Below are 19,086 nucleotides of genomic sequence, written 5' to 3' on the forward strand. Positions count from 1 at the left end.
GGCCCTGCCCAACCGAACCGGTCTAGCCGTCGGTTCGGCCGTAGCCGCCACCGCCCGGCGTCTCGATGACGAAGACATCGCCCGCGGCGAGCTCCGCAGTGGCGGCTGAGGGTAGCTGCTCCACGCTGCCGTCGTTCCGCTCGATGCTGTTGCGCCCCGGCGTGCCGTCTCCGCCCCCGGCCAGACCGAACGGCGCGACGACGCGGCGGTTTGACAGAATCGTCGCGGTCATCGGCGCCCGGAAGCGGAGCCGACGGATCGTCCCATCTCCGCCGGAGAACGCCCCTTCCCCGCCCGATCCCGCGCGGATCGCAAACCGTTCGACCAGCACCGGGAAGCGGTGTTCGAGCACTTCGGGATCGGTCATCCGGCTGTTGGTCATGTGGGTTTGCACGCCGCTCGTCCCGGCAAAGCCATTCCCTGCACCCGAACCGCCCGCGATCGTCTCGTAATATTGGCGGCTACCGTCGCCGAAGGTGAAGTTGTTCATCGTCCCCTGCGCGCCCGCCATCGCGCCAAAGGCCCCGAACAGTGCGTCGGTCACGACCTGGCTCGTCTCGACATTCCCCGCGACCACCGCGGCGGGCCACGCCGGGTTGAGCATCGATCCTTCGGGCAAGACGATCTCGAACGGCGCGAGGCATCCGTCGTTGAGCGGGATCGGTTCGTTCACCAGAACGCGAACGACGTACAGCAACGCCGCCCGCGCGATTGAGGCAGGTGCGTTGAAATTGTCGTCACGCTGCGGACTGGTACCCGTGAAATCGACGACTGCCCTCCGCGCGTCCTTGTCGATCGTCACAGAGACCGCAACTTCCGCTCCATTGTCCATCGCGTAGCGGAAGCTGCCGCCCTCGATCCTGGCCAGCAGACGGCGGACCATCTCCTCGGCATTGGCCTGGACGTGGCCCATATAGGCCAACACCACATCGAGCCCGTGGTCCGCCACCGCCGCCGCCAACGCATCGGCACCGCGCGCGCAGGCCGCGATCTGTGCGCGGATATCGCCGATATTCTGGTCCGCATTACGAACCGGCCAGTCCCCGGACGCGAGCAACGTGCGCAAAGCGGCTTCGCGCAATTGGCCGCCGTCGACCAGCAGGAAGTCGTCGATCAGCACGCCCTCCTGCTCGATCCGGCGGCTGTCGGCGGGCATCGATCCCGGCGTCGTCCCCCCGATGTCGGCCTGATGCCCCCGTGCGGCGACGAAGAACGACGGCGTATCGCTATCCGTGAACACCGGCATGATGACGGTCACGTCGGGCAGATGCGTACCGCCGTGATAGGGATCGTTGAGCGCATAGACGTCGCCCGGGCGCATCGTCCCTGCGCGGTTGGCAATGATCGTGCGGATGCTCTCGCCCATCGATCCCAGATGCACCGGAATATGCGGCGCATTGGCGATCAGATTGCCCGTCGCATCGAACAGCGCACAGCTGAAGTCGAGCCGTTCCTTGATGTTCACCGACCAAGCGGTCTGCTGCAATGCGACCCCCATCTGCTCGGCGATGCTCATGAACAGATTGGCGAAGAGCTCGAGCCGCACCGGATCGACTGCGGTCCCCGCAGCGACTTGCCGTTCGCGAGGCGCGACGCGGTCGAGCATGAGGTTGGCGTGCTGGTCGATCGTCGCGCGCCAGCCGGGGGCGAGGAAGCTCGTGCCCGACGCGTCCACGATGATTGCGGGACCCTCGACCGACCAGCCGACCGACAGCGTCGCCCGGTTGAACAGTTTCGCGGCGACGTTTTTGCCATCGACATGCAACCGGACGTCCTCGCCGACGGGCTCGCCGTGTCCCGCCTCGAACCGCACCGCCGCCGCACTCGAAGGCGCGATCGCCTCAACCTCGGCGGCATCGATGATAAGCGGCGTGGCCGGATCAACGAACCCGAACCGCGTTCCATGAGCGCGACCGAACCGTTCACCCAGTGTCGCGAAAGGCGCCGCCTCCAGCGTCAGCGTGGTGTCCGCACCGGCATAGCGGATGCGCAACCGCCGCTCGACCCGATCGACCGCAACGCCCTGTTCGCTCAGCGCGCGACGGGCGTCATCGTCCAGCCGGTCGAGGATTGGAACGACTTCGCTTTCACGGTCGACCGGCACCGCGACGGTGGCCTCGCGCACGACGCGGTGCGCCGCCATCCCCATGCCGAACGCGGACAATACGCCTGCGAGCGGATGGATCATCACCCGGTCGATCCCGAGGATATCCGCGATCGCGCAGGCATGTTGCCCCCCCGCCCCGCCAAAGCTCGCCAGCGCATAGCGCGCCAGGTCGTGCCCGCGCGCGACCGAGATCGTGCGGATCGCGCTCGCCATCGCGTCATTGGCAATCGCGATGAACCCGGCCGCGAGCGCCTCCGGGGTGGACCCGACTTCCGCCGCCAGTTCGGCAAACAACGCCTTCACGCGGTTGAGGTCGATCGACTGATTGCCTTCGGGCCCGAACAGCGCCGGAAAATGCGAAGGCTGCAACCGCCCGAGCAACAGGTTGCAATCCGTAATCGTCAGCGGACCCCCGCGACGGTAACAGGCCGGCCCGGGATCAGCTCCGGCGGACTCGGGGCCGACGCGCAGCCGCATTCCATCGAACCGGCAAATCGATCCGCCCCCCGCCGCGACCGTCTCGATCTGCAGCATCGGTGCTCGCACGCGCAGGCCGCCCACGATCGCCTCGCCGGTCCGCTCCAACGCACCCGCATGATGCGAAACATCCGTCGACGTGCCGCCCATGTCGAACCCGATCACGCGGTCGATCCCGGCGAGCCGCGCGGTTTCCGCCATCCCGACGATCCCGCCAGCAGGCCCCGACAGGATCGCATCCTTGCCGCGAAACACGCTCGCATCGGCAAGCCCGCCATTCGATTGCATGAACAAAAGTTCGGTATCGCCCAGCGCCGCCGACACGCGCTGGACATAGCGATCGAGCACGGGTGACAGATACGCATCGACCACGCTCGTCTCGCCGCGCCCGACCAGCTTGATCAGCGGGGTGACGTCATGGCTGATCGATACGTGCGGGAAACCGACCTGCCGCGCGATCTCGGCGAGCCGATCCTCATGGTCGGGATAGGCATAGCCATGCATCAGCACGATCGCGACCGACCGAAGGCCCGCATCGAACGCGCCGGTCAGCGCATCGCGTGCCTGTTGTTCGTCGAGCGGGCATTCTACCGCGCCGTCGGCGGTGACGCGCTCGTTGATCTCGATGACCGCAGTATAGGCCTGTTCCGGAAGCACGATCCGCTTGGCGAAGATGTCGGGCCGCGCCTGATACCCGATCCGCAACGCATCCCCAAAGCCCCGCGTGATCGCGAGCAGCGTGGGCTCGCCGGTACGTTCCAGCAGCGCGTTGGTGGCGACCGTCGTGCCCATCCGCACGGATACCACATCGGCCAGCGTCGCGCCTTCCGCAGCGACCATCCGCCGGATCCCCTCGACCACCGCATCGGCATAACGCGGATCATGCGACAGCAGCTTTGCCGTGCGCACCGCCCCGTCCGGCAAGCGCGCCACCACGTCGGTAAAGGTGCCGCCGCGATCGATCCAGAAGTGCCAGCCGGTCTGTGTCATGCGCGTTCCTTGGCGAACATTCGCCCGTATTGCAAAGCGTCCGCCCCGCTTCCCCTGCGGCCGAAACGACCCTAGGTTCATCGCCATGCACACGAACACAGGCGGCGGGGCGTCGAACTAGATGCTGGTACTCGCCGGGATAGCCGTCATCGCGCTGGGGTTCCTGCTGCGGTTCAATCCGTTGCTGGTGGTGGCTGCGTCTGCCATGGTAACCGGGCTGGCGGCGGGGCTCGACCCGCTCAAGATCCTCGCGGTGTTCGGCAAGGCGTTCAACGAAAACCGCTTCGTCAGCGTGGTCTATATCGTCCTGCCGGTGATCGGGCTGCTCGAACGCCACGGCCTGCAACGCCGCGCGGCGGCGCTGGTCCAGCGGATGCGCGGTGCGACGCCGGGACGCCTGCTGATCGGCTATCTGCTGTTCCGCCAGGTCACCGCCGCGCTCGGGCTCAACTCGATCGCCGGGCAACCGCAGACCGTCCGCCCGCTCGTGGCACCGATGGTCGAGGCCGCCGCCGAGGTCGAAGCGCCGGGCGCGCATGACCCGGAGAAGCTCCGCGCCCTGTCCGCCGCGACCGACAATATCGGGCTGTTCTTCGGGGAGGACATCTTCATCGCGATCGGGTCGATCCTGCTGATGAAAGGCGTGCTGCAAGGCTATGGCATCATGGTCGAGCCGTTCCAACTTTCGGTCTGGGCGATCCCTACCGCGATCGCCGCGCTGGTCGTTCACGGCACCCGCCTGATGCTGCTGGATGCCCGCGTGAAGCGGCGCCGCGCATGATCGGGCTCGGCTTCGTCTATGCGGTGGCAGGTGCGATGTTCCTTGCCTTCGCGGTTCTGGGTGCGCGCGACGGGCGCTGGTTCAATGCCGCCTTTCATCTGCTGCTCGCGGTCAGCCTGCTGCTGGGCGACCGGCTCGGCGACATCGGCAACGGCCTATTGGTGATCGCGCTGATCGTGGTGGCCGCGAGCGGACGGATGCGGTCGCGTCGTACCGACGACATCGTCGAGCCCCGTCCGCGCGGCTCCTGGCTGTTCGCGCCCGCGCTGATCATCCCCGCCACCGCATTGGCAGGGACATTGGCGTTCAAGTTTGTCCCGACGATCGTCGATCCCAAACAGGGCACGCTCGTCGCGCTGACGCTCGGCGTCCTGCTGGCGCTGCTTGCCTGTTACGCATGGCTCCGCCCCGCCCCGACTGCGCCGTTCCGGGAGGGATTGCGGCTGATGGACGATATTGGCTGGGCGGCGGTGCTGCCGCAAATGCTGGCGAGTCTCGGTGCAGTGTTCGCGGTGTCCGGCGTCGGCGACGTCGTCGGCTCCCTTGCCGGACAGGCGATCCCGCACGGCAGCGTGATCGGCGCGGTGATCGCCTACGGCCTTGGCATGGCGCTGTTCACGATGGTGATGGGCAACGCCTTCGCGGCCTTCCCGGTGATGGCAGCAGCGATCGGTCTGCCGTTGCTGGTCAGGGTCTACGGCGCGGACCCTGCCCCCGTTGCAGCGATCGGGATGCTCGCAGGGTTCTGCGGCACGTTGATGACGCCGATGGCGGCGAACTTCAATCTCGTCCCCGCGGCCCTGCTCGACCTCAAGGACCGAAGCGGCGTGATCAAGGCGCAGATCCCCACCGCGTTGCCGCTGCTCCTATTCAACATCCTGCTCCTCTGGCTGGTGATCCGATGACAATTCTCGATACCGACCTCGCCAGCCGCTTCGCGCGGTTGACGTTGAGCCACCTTGGCCAGGAATATCCGCACAAGCTCGATCACGTGCTGGACGGTCCGGCCGACGCCGCGACGCCGTCCGCGCTCCACCCGATCTTCCACGGCAGCTTCGACTGGCACAGTTGCGTTCACGGCTGGTGGCAGGTGCTGCGGCTCGCGCGCACCTTTCCGGACATGGCCGCCGCGAGCGAGGTGCGGGCACGCGCCGACGCAATGCTGACCCCCGCAAATGTCGCGGTCGAACGCGCCTATCTCGACCGACCGAGCAGCGGCGGTTTCGAACGCCCGTATGGATGGGCCTGGACGCTCGCGTTGCATGACGAGGCCGTTCGGCACGATGCCCCCTGGGGTGCGGCCCTCGAACCGCTTGCGCGGGCCTTTGCCGCGAGGTTCACGGCCTTCCTGCCCAAGCTGACCTACCCGATCCGCACCGGCACGCATTTCAACACAGCGTTCGCGCTGACGCTCGCACGGGACTGGGCGACGACACACGACCCCGGGCTCGCCAAGGTGATCGCCGACCGGGCACGCGACTGGTTCGGGGAAGACAGGGGATGCCAGGCCTGGGAACCCGGCGGGGACGAGTTCCTCTCCTCCGCGCTGATGGAAGCCGCGTTGATGAGCCGGGTCCTGTCGTCGGCGGACTTCACGACATGGTTCGGCGCGTTCCTCCCCGATGTCGCCAGTCGCTCGCCCGCGACACTGTTCACGCCAGCCCATGTCTCCGACCGCAGCGACGGCAAGATCGCGCATCTCGACGGGCTCAATCTTAGCCGAGCATGGTGCTGGAAGATCATCGCGACGGCGCTGGGGCCGGAACATCCGGTCGACGCGATCGCTCGCGAAACAGCGGCAGTGCACATCGCCGCAAGCTTGCCGCATATTGCGGACGACTACATGGGGACGCACTGGCTCGCGACCTTCGCCTTGCTCGCGCTCGACGGAGATTGAACGCGGATTACGCGTGGCGATACGACCGCCTGTGACGGAAGAAGGACATATCCGATGATCGAACGGCTGGTGGAGATCATGGTACGGCTGCGCGACCCCGAAACCGGTTGCGCATGGGACGTCGCGCAGGATTTCGCGACGATCGCGCCGTACACGATCGAGGAGGCCTATGAGGTTGCGGACGCCATAGCACGACAGGACATGCCCGATCTGAAAGACGAACTGGGCGACTTGCTGCTACAGGTGGTCTTCCATGCGCGAATTGCCGAGGAAGCAGGACATTTCGCACTGCCCGACGTCGTCGCCGCGATCAGCGACAAGATGGAGCGCCGCCATCCGCATATCTTCGGTGACCAGACCGAGGGTGGCCATCACCTCTGGGAGCAGATCAAGGCTGCCGAGCGTGCGGACAAGGGCGCTGGTGGTGCGCTGGACGGGGTCGCCGTCGGGCTCCCCGCGTTATTGCGCGCAGGCAAGCTCCAGAAGCGCGCCGCGCGGACCGGCTTCGACTGGCCAGATGCGGGCGGAGCGCGCGCGAAGGTCTTCGAGGAGATTGCCGAGGTCGAGGAGGCAACCTCCGACGATCACCGGGAAGAGGAGATCGGCGACCTGCTGTTCTCCGTCGTCAATTGGGCGCGCAAGCTGGGGGTCGAACCGGAGGCTGCGCTGCGTCGGGCGAACGAGAAATTCGAAAGCCGGTTCAAGGCGATGGAAGCAGAAGCTGGCGACGGGTTCGAGGACCTGGATCTGGAAGGAATGGAACGGCTTTGGCAGCGCGCGAAGACGGCCTCAAAGAGTTAGCCCACCCCTCACAAGCGATTCCCCTGCCAAAGCGCTTCCCCGGCGAAGGCCGGGGCCCAGTAGCGAAGGTCGAGGTAACGTAGCGCAGCGCCTTCCACTCCCGCCTGCGCTACTGGGCCCCGGCCTTCGCCGGGGAAGCAATTTCTTGTCGGGATGCTCCCGCAAGATCACTCCCCGCGCTGGCAGAACCGCTCGTAATCCCGCTCCGCCATGCGCACTTCGTACACCGCGGTGTCGCCGTCGATCTCCTGACTCGAAACCTCGCCGTGCGCGTGCAGCCATGCCGCCGCCGCGCCATCCGCCGCATCGAGCGTGATGACATAGCGCCGATGCGTAACCGTCAGCAACGCAGCAACCGTATCGAGCAAGCCCGCAACCCCGTCCCCGGTAAGCGCAGACAAAGCCACGACATCCTCGCGCCGCTCGGCTTCGCCCAACATTTCGGTCCGCTCGTCTTCGTCGAGCAAGTCGAGCTTGTTCCACGCCTCGATCCGCGGGACCGACGCATCGACCCCGATGTCGCGCAGCACCGCTTCGACATCGTCCTTCTGCGCGATGCTGTCGGGATGCGCGATGTCGCGGACGTGGATCAGCAGATCCGCCGATACCACTTCCTCGAGCGTCGCCTTGAACGCCGCGACGAGCTGCGTCGGCAGTTCGGAGACGAACCCGACCGTGTCGGACAGGATCGCCTTGTCGATCCCGGGCAGCGCGATCTGGCGCAGCGTCGGGTCGAGCGTCGCGAACAGCAGATCCTCCGCCATCACGTCCGCGCCCGTCATGCGGTTGAACAGCGTCGACTTGCCCGCATTGGTATAGCCGACCAGCGCGATCACCGGCCACGGCGCACGTTGGCGCCGGTCGCGATGCAACCCGCGGGTCCGCGAGACCTGCTCCAGTTCCTTCTTCAACCGCGCCATCCGGTCGCGGATCAAGCGGCGATCCGCTTCGATCTGGGTTTCGCCCGGACCACCGAGGAAGCCGAAGCCGCCACGCTGGCGTTCCAAGTGAGTCCAGCTCCGCACGAGCCGCCCGGCCTGATAATCAAGATGCGCAAGTTCGACCTGCAACCGCCCCTCGGCGGTCGCGGCACGCTCGCCGAAGATCTCGAGGATCAGCCCGGTCCGGTCGATCACCTTGGCCGACAGCGCCTTTTCGAGATTGCGCTGCTGTACCGGCGTCAGGCTCGCGTCGAACACGACGAGCTCCGCCTCCGCCATCTGCACGGTCGCGGCGAGCGACTCGAGCTGCCCCTTGCCGATCAGCGTCGAGGGTTGCAACGCGCGGACCTTGACCGCGACCCGGTCGACCACTTCGACGTGGATCGCCATCGCCAGCCCGGCGGTCTCCGCCAGCCGGGCGTCCGCATCACGCGAGGATGCCCCCGTATCGGGGTACACGACAACGGCCTTGGCACCCCGCGCGACGTCGTCCCGGTCGCGTTCAAATCCTGTGGTCAAAAACGGTCCTCAATCTTCGTCGGAACCCGCTGTTTCATCAGCGAGGTTCAAGGGATGCGCCGGCTGGATCGTCGACACCGCGTGCTTGTAGACAAGCTGCGCCATGCCATCGCGCTGGAGCATCATGCAGAACAGGTCGAACGCCGCGATCTGCCCCTGGAGCATCACGCCGTTGACCAGGAACATGGTCACATTGTCCTCGGACTTCCGCACCGCGTTGAGGAAGATCTCCTGCAAAAGCGGCTGCTTGCGCTGTGCCTCGCCGATCGCATTGACGATCGCGTCGATGTCGATCGTATTCGCGGGCATGATCGTCGAGATCGCATGTTTGTAGATCAGCTGCGACTGGCCGTCGCGGCGCAACAGCACCGAGAAATTGTCGAACCAGGTCACGATTCCCTGCAGCTTCACGCCTTTGACCAGGAACATCGTGATCGGGGTCTTGGTGCGGCGAAGCGCATTCAGGAAGAGGTCTTGCAGCGAAGTTTGTTTGTCGGCCATCGGTCGATCCTTTGTTCTTGGCGGGTTTTTCCGCAGCGCGCCGGTGCCCGGCGTCGGATAGTCACGTCTCGCTAATTTAGGGATGCGGTCGGCGTTCGTCCACTAGTCCTCGCGAACTTCGGTGATGCCGAGCAGCTTGAGTTTGCGGTGCAAAGCGGACCGCTCCATCCCGATGAAGTTCGCGGTGCGCGAGATATTGCCCGAGAACCGGCGGATCTGCACCCGCAGATACTCCCGCTCGAAGCTCTCGCGTGCCTCGCGCAGGGGGGCACCCATGATCGCAGTCGCCCCGCTCCCCATCTCGCCCGGATCGCCCAAAATATCGGGCGGCAGCATGTCGACGTCGATCCGCGCGAGCCGGTCGCCCGGTGCCATGATGATCGTCCGCTCGACGATGTTGCGCAACTGGCGGACGTTGCCGGGCCATTCGTACGATTGCAGCGCGACCATCGCGTCGGGCGCGACCTGCGGTGTCGCGACGCGGCGCTCGGACGCATAATGCGCCATGAAATGATCGATCAGCACGGGAATGTCCTCACGCCGTTCGGACAGGCCGGGGATCGCGACGGGGACGACGTTAAGCCGGTAATAAAGGTCCTCGCGGAAGCGCCCCTGTTCGATCTCGTGCGTCAGGTCGCGCGCGGTCGCCGAGACGACGCGGACGTCGACCTTCACCACGCGCTGCCCGCCGACGCGGTTGAACGCCTGCTCGGTAAGTACGCGCAGGATCCGCCCCTGCGTCGCCATCGGCATATCCGCGATCTCGTCGAGGAACAGCGTCCCGCCATGCGCCTGTTCCAGCAGCCCCGAGCGGACCAATTGCCCGCCCTCCTCGACGCCGAACAGTTCTTCCTCGCCGCGCTCGGGTGTCATCCGCGCGGCGCTGACCACGACGAACGGCGCGGTCGCACGCTGGCTCCAGCCGTGGAGCAATCGCGCGGCGACTTCCTTGCCGACGCCCGCCCCGCCCATGATCAGCACGCGGCTGCCGGTCGACGCGACACGCTTCAAGGTCGCGCGCACACCGTTGATCGCGGTCGAGCTGCCGGTGAGGTCGTTGTCGCGCCCGACGCTCGCACGCAGGCTTGCGACTTCCGCGCGCAATCGCTCGGTCTCGGTCGCGCGCGCGACCATCAACAGCAGGCGTTCTGCCTCGAACGGCTTCTCGATGAAGTCGGCCGCCCCGCGCCGGATCGCGGCGACCGCGGTATCGAGATTGCCGTGCCCCGAAATCATCAGCACCGGGATCGACGGATCGCGCCGCTTGATCTCGTCGAGCAGTTCGAGCCCGTCGAGCCGTGACCCGTGCAGCCACACGTCGAGCAGCACCAGCGACGGTCGCCGCACCGAAATTGCCTCGAGCGCGGAATCGCTGTCCCCGGCGACGCGCGCGTCATAGCCTTCGTCCTCGAGGACCCCGGCGACCAGGTCACGAATGTCGCGTTCGTCATCGACGACTAGAATATCGAGAGGCATGGTTCAGGTCCGGTTCTGTGCGAGGACTGGCGCGGCAGGCGCGCTGTTGGACATAGCGGCGGGGTCTTCACCGCCATCGAGCTTGGCAAGCTGTTCGGTATCGAAGCACAGCACGACGATCGTCCCGCCGCCGGGTCGGTCGGCGAAGCTGATCGTGCCGCAATGTTCCTCGACGATCTTCTTGACGATCGCGAGCCCCAGCCCGGTGCCACGCGCGCGCGTCGTGACATAGGGCTCGACGATCCGGTCACGCGCCGCTGGCAAACCGACGCCGGTATCCGCGACCGTCAGCATGATCTTGCCGTCGCTTGGCTCGATCGTCATCACGATCCGCGCTTCGTGCGCACCGGGATTGGCTTCGACCGCCTCGACCGCATTCTTGACGATGTTGGTCAGCGCCTGACTGATCTGGCGGCGATCGCATATCAGGATCGGCGTGAGTTCGGGCGCGTCCAGGGTGAACGCGATGCCGGGATGCGCGACCTCATGAAGGAACAGCGTCTGCCGCGCGAGCTCGACCAGCGATTCCTCGCGGAAGACAGGTTTCGGCATGCGCGCAAACGACGAAAACTCGTCTACCATGCGGCGCAAATCGCCTACTTGCCGCACAATTGTGTCTGTCAAACGTGCGAAAGTGGTGTCTTCCGGGTCGATTTGTTTCCCGTACCGCCGCTGCAGCCGCTCGGCAGCGAGCTGGATCGGAGTCAGCGGGTTCTTGATCTCATGCGCAATCCGGCGCGCAACGTCGGACCAGGCGGCGCGCCGCTGATCGAGCAATTGCCCGGTGATATCGTCAAATGTCAGGATCGGCCCTTCGGCGGCGCGCGTGATCTTGACAGCAAGCGTCCGCATCTCATTGCCCTGCCCCAATTCCACGATCGCATCGCGATCGTCGCGTTCGATCAGCGCCGCAAGTTCGGGCGAGACGCGGCTCAGTGGCTTTCCAACCGGCGTGTCGTCGGCACTGTCGAGCAGCGACATCGCGGATCGGTTGATCAGGCGGACAACACCGTCGGGAGAGATCGAGATCACCCCAGCCGTCACGCCCGACATCACCGCCTCGATCAGCGCACGACGGCTTTCGAGCGCACCCGTCTGCGCCTGTAGCCGTTCGGTCATCTGATTGAACGCCGTGCCAAGCGTACCGAGTTCGTCCTGCACCTTGGTTTCGGGAACGCGGGCAGTCAGATCGCCTGTCGCCACCTTGTGCGCCGCCGCCACGAGTTCGCCGACGGGTCGGACCAGCCTGTCCGCGACCTCCAGTGCGATCCACACCGCAATGGCGATGATGAATAAGGACATCGCGAGCAAGGCCGCGTTGAATTTAAGCTGCAACGATCGGGATTTGGCAATCAGGTCGCGGTAGCTCGACAGCACGGCGATGCTGCGTTTGGATTGCACCTCCATAACGTGAAGGTCGGAGATCGCCACCGTCAGCAGGAAGACGTTGGTCGTCCCCGGCACCAGCGTGACCGTTTCGATCCGGTCGCCCTTGACGGTCGTGACGCTCGGCGCGCCCGCGCGAAGCCGGTTAAGTTCGGCCTGCGAGACTTCCTTGCGGAAATCGAGGTTGTCCGGGTTCACCTGAACGATTTCGCGCGACTCACCCTTGGGCTCGGCAATGAACAGGAAGCCGTCGGATAGGCCGCGCAGGTAGATCTGGTTAAAGAAATATTTGGGAAATTCAGGCGAACGCAACTTGATCTGCAGATCGTCGGAAATGTCCGCCGCGGCGATCACCGCCTGGTCCTGCCAGCGCCGCAGCATCTGATCATAGGACGTCCGCGCAACCCCGGTCGCATTCTCGATCATGCTACGGGCCTGATCCGAATACCAGAATTGCACGCCATATTGGAACAACAGCGAGGCGAACACGACGACGAACAGCGTCGGCACCGCTGCAATCACCGAGAACAAGCCCACAAGCTGCCCGTGCAGGCGCGCCCGCCCGCCGATCGGCAGCCGCGCCGCTCGGCGCGCTGCGCTTCGCCGACCCAGCAGCACGAGCAACGCACCCGCGGGCAACAGGTTGGCGACCAGCAGTAGCGCGATGAGTGGCGGACTCAGCAGCGCGTGAGACGAGGCACCGTCGGTAATGACGAAATAGGTCGCGATCGCAATCGCGATAGCAGCACTCAGGACGAGGAATTCGATCGCCGGGACGAGGCGTAGCGGCGAGCGACCGACAGGCTCGGGCTGGTCGTCTCCAGAACGTGTCAAAGGGGGCGTACTGCCTTCCATCGTGACATTGCTACAACGCTATTGTGGCGGAGAGAACACACAATCTTCCTCGATCCATCCGATTGTCCGCCCCGCCCCCCGCAGGTTGCTCGGCGATCAAGGCTCGATTCCGAGCACATCCAAACGCTTGCGCAGCGTGTTTCGGTTGATGCCCAATGCCTTGGCAGCACGCAACTGGTTGTTGCCATGCCGCATCAGCAACGCTTTGATCAACGGGCGTTCGACCTCGGCGATGATTCGGTCGTACAACGTCCCATCGTCGAGCGCATTGGGTTCCTCCGTTGCCATACGCGCGATGCGGGCATGAATGGCGGCTTCGATCCCTGTATCGCCTACCGTGCGTTGCGGGACCACGTCGCCAAGCATCCCACGAACCTCGGCCCCGTCGATCCGCTCGTCGCGCGCCAAAACCGACATGCGCCGCATCATGTTTTCGAGCTCGCGAACGTTGCCCGGCCAGTCGTACGCTTCCAGTACGGCCACGGCATCCGCTGCTAACTGTTTGCGCGGCAATCCATCTTCAACGGCACGATCGAGAAAGTGACGCGCCAGCAGAGCGATGTCCTGACGTCGTGCGCGCAACGCCGGCAGCGTAACAGGCACGACGTTGAGCCGGTAGAACAGGTCTTCGCGGAACTGACCGGTCCCGACCAGTTGCGCCAGATCGCGGTTGGTCGCGGCGACGATCCGCACGTCCGCGCGGATCGTTCGCGCACCACCGACCGTGGTAAATTCTCCCGACTGCAGCACCCGAAGCAACCGCGTCTGCGCTTCCATCGGCATGTCGCCGATTTCGTCGAGGAACAGCGTTCCCCCCGCGGCCTGCTCGAACCGCCCGGCCGAGCGCGCTTGGGCACCCGTGAAGGCTCCGCGCTCGTGCCCGAACAATTCCGCCTCAATCAGCTCGCGCGGGATCGCCGCCATGTTGAGCGCCAGGAACGGTGAACGTCGGCGCGGCCCCAGGTCATGAATGGCGCGCGCGACCAGTTCCTTACCCGTCCCCGACTCGCCCGAAACCAGCACGGTCAAATCGTTAGACACCACCCGCGCGATGATCCGGTACACGTCCTGCATCGCTGGCGAACGCCCGATCAGCGGAAGCGTCTTGTCCTCCGCCTCGGTAGGTTCGAGCATACCGCCCGAGCCGCGCGCCAACGCGCTCTGCACGCTCTGCGACAGCGCATCGAGGTCGAACGGCTTGGGCAGATAATCGAACGCCCCCACCTCGTTCGACCGGACCGCGGTGGTCAGCGTGTTCTGCGCCGACAGGACGATCGCGGGAAGCCCCGGATGCGCCGCTACGATCCGTTCGACCAGATCCAGGCCGTTCCCGTCTGGCAGCACCACGTCCGTGACGAGAACATCCGGCGGGCTTGCCGCAAGTTGCATTTCGGCTTCCGCGACCGTCGCCACGGTGACGACGCGGTGGCCGTCCCGCTTGAGCGCCTGCCCGACGACCGTCCGGATCGCCGCATCATCATCGACGACGAGGATCTTGCCGGTCCGCATTCCCGCCTGCGTCATTGCGGTGCGCGCGGGAGCATGATGCGAAGTACGGTCATCGGTGGCGTTCCTTCACGCGCATATTGGACAATCCCGCCCATGTCCCGCACCAGCTTGTCGACCAGTGCTAGCCCCAACCCCTGCCCCTCGGGTTTGCCCGAGATGAACGGGTCGAACAGATGGTCCGCGATGTCCGGCGGCGCTCCCGGCCCGTTGTCGATCACACAGATCTCGATGGGCAAAGGTTGGCGCGGGCGACCGGCGGCAGGCGCGATCGCCATGCCGTGGCGATAGGCGGTGGCGAGCGTAATCCTTGCATCTTCCTGCCCTTGCATCGCCTCGCTCGCATTCTTGAGCAAGTTGAGCACGACCTGAAGCAGCGAATCGCGGTCGAGCAATGCGGGGGGCAACGAGGGATCGAACCGCTCCTCGATCTTCACATTCTGTGCGAACCCCGCCAGCGCGACGCGGCGTGCATGGTCGAGCAGCGGATAGACGTTCTCGGGCACCAGATTGCGCGGGCGCGTGTCGGTAAAGTCCTGCATCCGGTCGATCAGCGCCGCGACGCGGTCGACTTCGGTGGTGATCAGCGTGGTCAGTTCGCCCGCACTTTTGCCCTTGGACAGCAGTTGGGCGGCGCCGCGAATGCCGGACAGCGGGTTCTTGATCTCATGCGCCAGCATCGCTGCCGCTCCGATCGCGGCGCGCGCGGCAGCGGCACGGTCCGCGCTATGCCCGAGCCGGCGCGATGCAGCGGCATGATGCAGCGTGATCGTCCGCCAGCCCGGGTGATCGACAACCAGCGTCTCGACATAATCGACCCGGACGCTGCCGCCGCGAACCAGCGCGATCTCGGCATCGAACGCCGACAGTCCATGATTGTCGCGCGGATTCAACGCTCCGGGGTCCTGCATCACGGTCGCTAGCGGCTGTCCCAGCATCGCGCGCTCGGACAGGTTGAGCATCGTCTCGCACTCGGCGTTGGCATGGACGATCCGCGACTCGGGATCGACCACCAGCACTGCCACCGGCAATGCCGCAAACAGGTCGGCGAAGTCCGGCCCCGATCCCGCCCCCGGTTCGGTCACGCGGCTGCGCGAGTGCGCCAGGGGGCATAGAATTCGGCGAGCATCGCCTGCACCACCTTGGGGTCGGGGATCTGGTTGACCTTATTGCGGAATTCCGCCGATCCATGCAGCCCGCGCGTGTACCAACCGATGTGCTTGCGCGCCATATTGACCCCGGTCTCGCTACCGTAATGCGTTAGCATCGCATCGTAATGCTCTGCAATAACGGTATATTGTTCGTCGATCGAGGGGTCGTCACGGCGCCGTCCGTGCGCGAACCACTCGACCACCTGACCGAGCAGCCACGGGCGGCCATACGCCCCCCGCCCGATCATCACGCCGTCCGCCCCCGACTGTTCGAGCGCCGCCTCGGCATCCTCGATCGAGCAGATGTCGCCGTTTGCGATCACCGGGATCGACACCGCATCCTTGACCGAACGGATGAAGCCCCAGTCGGCGTTGCCCTTGTACATTTGGTTGCGCGTGCGCCCGTGGACCGTGACCATCTTGCACCCCAGGTCCTGCGCGATCTTGGCGAGCTCGGGTGCGTTGAGGCTAGAATGGTCCCAGCCCATCCGCATCTTGAGCGTGACGGGCACGGTGACGGCATCGACCACGCCCTTGATGATCGCCGCGGCATTATCCAGGTCGCGCATCAGCGCCGACCCCGCGTCGCCGTTCGTCACCTTGCGCACCGGGCAGCCCATGTTGATGTCGACGATCGCCGCGCCGCGATCCTCGCTCAGCTTGGCCGCCTCGCCCATCTCATACGGCGTGCAGCCGACGAGCTGCATCGACACCGGATCCTCGATCGGATGCCATGCAGCCTTCTGAATCGATTGGCGCGTCTCGCGGATCGCGGCCTGGCTCGCGACCATCTCGGTGACGTTCAGCCCCGACCCGTAGCGCCGCACCAGCGTACGGAACGGCATGTCGGTCACGCCGGTCATCGGCGCGAGGATGACCGGGGACGCGATCGTCACGGGGCCGATCTGCAAGGGGGGAAGCGAACGCGGGGTCACGGGAGCCTAATCTGTTGGGGAGCGGCGAATGCCTGAAAAACAGGCAATCCATAGCCGGAACGCGCCCATGCGGCAAGGCTGGCGGGACGGCGCGGCATCGGCTAATCGCCCGGCATGTCATCGAACAAGACCGCCGCCATTATCGTCGCCGCCGGGACCGGCGCGCGCTCGGGAAGCGCCGTACCCAAGCAATATGCGCCGCTCGGCGGACGCGCGGTTCTCGCGCACAGCTACGAGGCGCTCCGCCGCCATCCCGCGATCGACCGTGTCGTGGTGGTGATCGGCGCAGGGCAGGAAGCCGCGCTGAAGGACGCGATCGGCGATGTCGAACATGTCACCGGCGGCGCGACCCGACGACGCTCGGTGCTGGCCGGGCTCGAGGCGCTGGGCGGAGACGTCGAGCACGTCCTGATCCACGACGCCGCCCGCCCCTTCCTCAGCGCCGCGGTCATCGACTCGCTGCTCACCGCGCTCGACACCCGCGACGGTGCCGTGCCGGCGCTACCGCTTGCGGACACGCTCGCGCGGGACACGGCCCTCAGCGGGACCCTGCTAGGCGGCACGGTGTCGCGCGACGGGTTGCACCGTATCCAGACCCCGCAAGCCTTCCGCTACCCCGTCGTGCTCGCCGCGCACCGCAGCTGGCGCGGCGACGAACCCACCGACGATGCCCAGATGGTCCGCGCCGCCGGCGGGGCCGTGGCGCTGGTCCCAGGAGATCCCATGCTCGAGAAGATTACCCACCCCGCCGATTTCGCCGCCGCCGATGCGCGCCTCGAAGCGACGCTGCGCACCCGCATGGCGACCGGCTTCGACGTCCACCGGCTCGAAGTCGGCGAGGAACTGTGGCTCGGCGGGGTGCTGATCCCGCACGACAAGGGGTTGTCTGGCCACAGCGACGCGGACGTCGCGCTGCACGCGATCACCGACGCACTGCTCGGCACGATTGCAGCGGGCGACATCGGTACGCACTTCCCGCCGAGCGACCCGCAATGGCGTGGTGCCGATTCGGCGCAGTTCCTGCAACATGCCGCCAGCCTGATCACCGATCGCGGCGGCATCATCGATTTCATCGACCTCACGCTGATCTGCGAGGAACCCAAGGTCGGCCCGCACCGCGTGGCGATGCGCGACCGGATCGCCGACCTGTTGCGGCTCAAGCCCGGACAGGTCAGTATCAAGGCGACCACCACCGAACGCCTTGGCTTCACCGGACGCGGCGAGGGGATCGCCGCACAGGCCGCGGCAACGGTACGAGTTCCGGAGGAACTGTCGGCATGATGAAACGCGCGATCGCGGCGACCTGGCTGGCGCTCACTGCCACGGCCAGCATGGCGGCACAGCCACAGACCGGCGCATGCCTGACGTCGTCCGAGGTATCCGATCTGGCGCAGGTCATCCTGCCCGAGGCGATCGGTGCTGCGGGCGTCGCCTGTGCATCGGTCCTTCCGCCAAGCGCCACGATCCGCCAGACCGGCAGCACGATGCTGTCCCGCTACCGCAGCGAGGCCGACCGTGCCTGGCCGCAGGCGAAGCGAATCATCGGCAAAGTCGGTGGCGTGGACGACGTGGCGATGCTCGATTCCGAACTTGTCCGCCCGATCCTCACGACGATGCTCGTCGCGCAGGTGACCAAGACGATCAACGTCCGCGACTGCGGCTCGATCGAGCGGATCGTCACGTCGCTCGCGCCGCTGCCGCCGCGCAACACCGCAGACGTCGTGGCGCAGATGCTGTTGCTGACGATTCAGGCCAAAACGCGCCGGGGCGAGAAAATCGACCTGCCCGTCTGCTTCGAGACCGCAAAATGACGATGGACACCATCCTCCCCCCCGAACTGGTCGACGCTGCACGCAAGGTGGTCGAGGCGAACCTCGCCGCAGGTCGTCGCGTCGCGCTGGCCGAAAGCTGCACCGGCGGGCTCGTTGCCGCGGCGCTGACCGAAATTCCCGGATCGTCCGAAATGTTCGAATGCGGCTTCGTGACCTATTCGAACGACGCGAAGAACGGGATGCTGCGGGTCAGCAGCGACGTGATCGAAACGTTCGGGGCGGTATCGGTCGCGACTGCGTGGAGCATGGCGCAGGGCGCGCTGGATCGCAGCGGCGCCGATGTCGCGGTCGCGATCACGGGCGTCGCCGGGCCCGGTGGCGGATCGGAAAAGAAGCCCGTCGGCACCGTCGTCTTCGCGCGGGCCGAACGGGGTGCGGATCCGGGCCATGTCGTCGCCGATCGGAAGGATTTTGGCGATCTCGGTCGGGGTGGTGTCCGGCTTCAGGCGGCGCTTTGCGCGCTCGAACTGTTGTTGCCGCCGACCGCAGCCGAGGGCGCTGAGGAACCGTAAAGAACCTTGGCGCGATCCTCGAACGCGCCGATCATCTTGCGCAGTGCGGTGCCGAACACCTGCCCCGCGAGCATCTCGAACACCCGGTTCTTGAAAGCGAAGTCGACCGTGAAGTCGACCGCGCACCCGCTCGGTTCGGGGCGAAACACCCAGTCGTTGCGAAGATACTTGAGCGGCCCGTCGAGATAATCGACGTGGATGTGCCCGGGGCGCTCCATCTCGACCTTCGAGGTAAAGGTCTCGCGCAATCCCTTGAACCCGACGATCATGTCCGCGACCAGTTGCGTCTCGCTGCGCGAACGCACGCGGATCTGCGATACCCACGGCAGGAATTCGGCATAGCGCCCGACGTCGGCGACCATGTCGAACATCTGCTCGGGCGTGTACGGCAAATGCCGCGTTTCGGAATGGCGCGGCAT

The 19,086-nt window shown here is 66.0% G+C and carries 16 protein-coding genes; 7 read left to right on the forward strand and 9 right to left on the reverse strand.

Going from position 1 to position 19,086, the window contains the following annotated elements:
- Positions 1-22 precede the first annotated feature (22 nt).
- The gene (locus ABIC17_RS08665; protein ID WP_354280985.1) at positions 23-3,574 is read right to left on the reverse strand and encodes a hydantoinase B/oxoprolinase family protein; all 3,552 of its coding nucleotides are present in this window, start codon (positions 3,572-3,574) and stop codon (positions 23-25) included.
- A 121-nt stretch (positions 3,575-3,695) separates the two neighbouring features.
- Between ABIC17_RS08665 and ABIC17_RS08670 the strand changes: the two genes are divergently transcribed.
- From ABIC17_RS08670 to mazG, 4 genes are read left to right on the forward strand one after another with little or no spacing between them, the layout of a single operon-like run.
- The gene (locus ABIC17_RS08670) at positions 3,696-4,355 is read left to right on the forward strand and encodes a DUF969 domain-containing protein (protein ID WP_354280987.1); all 660 of its coding nucleotides are present in this window, start codon (positions 3,696-3,698) and stop codon (positions 4,353-4,355) included.
- The gene (locus tag ABIC17_RS08675) at positions 4,352-5,260 is read left to right on the forward strand and encodes a 5-oxoproline transporter, DUF979 family subunit (protein WP_354280989.1); all 909 of its coding nucleotides are present in this window, start codon (positions 4,352-4,354) and stop codon (positions 5,258-5,260) included. Before ABIC17_RS08670 ends, ABIC17_RS08675 begins: the two co-directional genes overlap by 4 nt.
- Positions 5,257-6,252, forward strand: a complete 996-nt coding sequence (locus tag ABIC17_RS08680; protein WP_354280991.1) for a DUF2891 domain-containing protein — start codon at positions 5,257-5,259, stop codon at positions 6,250-6,252. Before ABIC17_RS08675 ends, ABIC17_RS08680 begins: the two co-directional genes overlap by 4 nt.
- A 54-nt stretch (positions 6,253-6,306) precedes the next feature.
- On the forward strand, positions 6,307-7,053 hold the full coding sequence (gene mazG, locus ABIC17_RS08685; RefSeq protein WP_354280992.1) for a nucleoside triphosphate pyrophosphohydrolase: 747 nt from the start codon (positions 6,307-6,309) through the stop codon (positions 7,051-7,053).
- Positions 7,054-7,220: 167 nt separating this feature from the next.
- On the opposite strand, the gene hflX is transcribed toward mazG, so the two are convergent.
- From hflX to dusB, 7 genes are all read right to left on the reverse strand, one after another.
- Positions 7,221-8,513: a GTPase HflX gene (gene hflX, locus ABIC17_RS08690; RefSeq protein ID WP_354280994.1), complete on the reverse strand. Its 1,293-nt coding sequence runs from the start codon at positions 8,511-8,513 to the stop codon at positions 7,221-7,223.
- A gap of 9 nt (positions 8,514-8,522) precedes the next feature.
- Positions 8,523-9,050, reverse strand: coding sequence for an RNA chaperone Hfq (gene hfq / locus ABIC17_RS08695; protein ID WP_354281654.1), 528 nt, complete (start codon positions 9,048-9,050; stop codon positions 8,523-8,525).
- A 66-nt stretch (positions 9,051-9,116) separates the two neighbouring features.
- On the reverse strand, positions 9,117-10,490 hold the full coding sequence (gene ntrX, locus ABIC17_RS08700) for a nitrogen assimilation response regulator NtrX (RefSeq protein WP_354280996.1): 1,374 nt from the start codon (positions 10,488-10,490) through the stop codon (positions 9,117-9,119).
- Between the two features lie 3 nt (positions 10,491-10,493).
- Positions 10,494-12,731: a sensor histidine kinase NtrY-like gene (locus tag ABIC17_RS08705; protein ID WP_502958432.1), complete on the reverse strand. Its 2,238-nt coding sequence runs from the start codon at positions 12,729-12,731 to the stop codon at positions 10,494-10,496.
- Positions 12,732-12,827: 96 nt separating this feature from the next.
- Positions 12,828-14,255, reverse strand: a complete 1,428-nt coding sequence (gene ntrC, locus ABIC17_RS08710; RefSeq protein ID WP_354281000.1) for a nitrogen regulation protein NR(I) — start codon at positions 14,253-14,255, stop codon at positions 12,828-12,830.
- On the reverse strand, positions 14,252-15,343 hold the full coding sequence (locus ABIC17_RS08715) for a two-component system sensor histidine kinase NtrB (protein ID WP_354281655.1): 1,092 nt from the start codon (positions 15,341-15,343) through the stop codon (positions 14,252-14,254). Before ABIC17_RS08715 ends, ntrC begins: the two co-directional genes overlap by 4 nt.
- Positions 15,319-16,323, reverse strand: a complete 1,005-nt coding sequence (gene dusB / locus ABIC17_RS08720) for a tRNA dihydrouridine synthase DusB (protein ID WP_354281002.1) — start codon at positions 16,321-16,323, stop codon at positions 15,319-15,321. The genes ABIC17_RS08715 and dusB overlap by 25 nt, the downstream gene beginning before the upstream one ends.
- Positions 16,324-16,437: 114 nt before the next feature.
- Here dusB and ABIC17_RS08725 point away from each other — a divergent pair, with 114 nt between their 5' ends.
- Genes ABIC17_RS08725 through ABIC17_RS08735 form a run of 3 tightly spaced genes read left to right on the forward strand, consistent with a single transcriptional unit; the run spans position 16,438 to position 18,667 of the window.
- Positions 16,438-17,604, forward strand: coding sequence for a bifunctional 2-C-methyl-D-erythritol 4-phosphate cytidylyltransferase/2-C-methyl-D-erythritol 2,4-cyclodiphosphate synthase (locus ABIC17_RS08725; RefSeq protein ID WP_354281004.1), 1,167 nt, complete (start codon positions 16,438-16,440; stop codon positions 17,602-17,604).
- Complete coding sequence (locus tag ABIC17_RS08730; RefSeq protein ID WP_354281006.1) at positions 17,601-18,134, forward strand: hypothetical protein; 534 nt, start codon at positions 17,601-17,603, stop codon at positions 18,132-18,134. The genes ABIC17_RS08725 and ABIC17_RS08730 overlap by 4 nt, the downstream gene beginning before the upstream one ends.
- Positions 18,135-18,136: 2 nt before the next feature.
- The gene (locus ABIC17_RS08735) at positions 18,137-18,667 is read left to right on the forward strand and encodes a CinA family protein (RefSeq protein WP_502958433.1); all 531 of its coding nucleotides are present in this window, start codon (positions 18,137-18,139) and stop codon (positions 18,665-18,667) included.
- Here the strand turns inward: ABIC17_RS08735 and ABIC17_RS08740 are convergent.
- A complete protein-coding gene (locus ABIC17_RS08740) occupies positions 18,598-19,086 on the reverse strand; it encodes a type II toxin-antitoxin system RatA family toxin (RefSeq protein WP_354281010.1) in 489 nt (162 codons plus the stop codon). The two genes, ABIC17_RS08735 and ABIC17_RS08740, sit on opposite strands and share 70 nt — an antisense overlap.

The organism is Sphingomonas sp. PvP056, assembly GCF_040549155.1.
Classification (GTDB): Bacteria; Pseudomonadota; Alphaproteobacteria; order Sphingomonadales; family Sphingomonadaceae; genus Sphingomonas.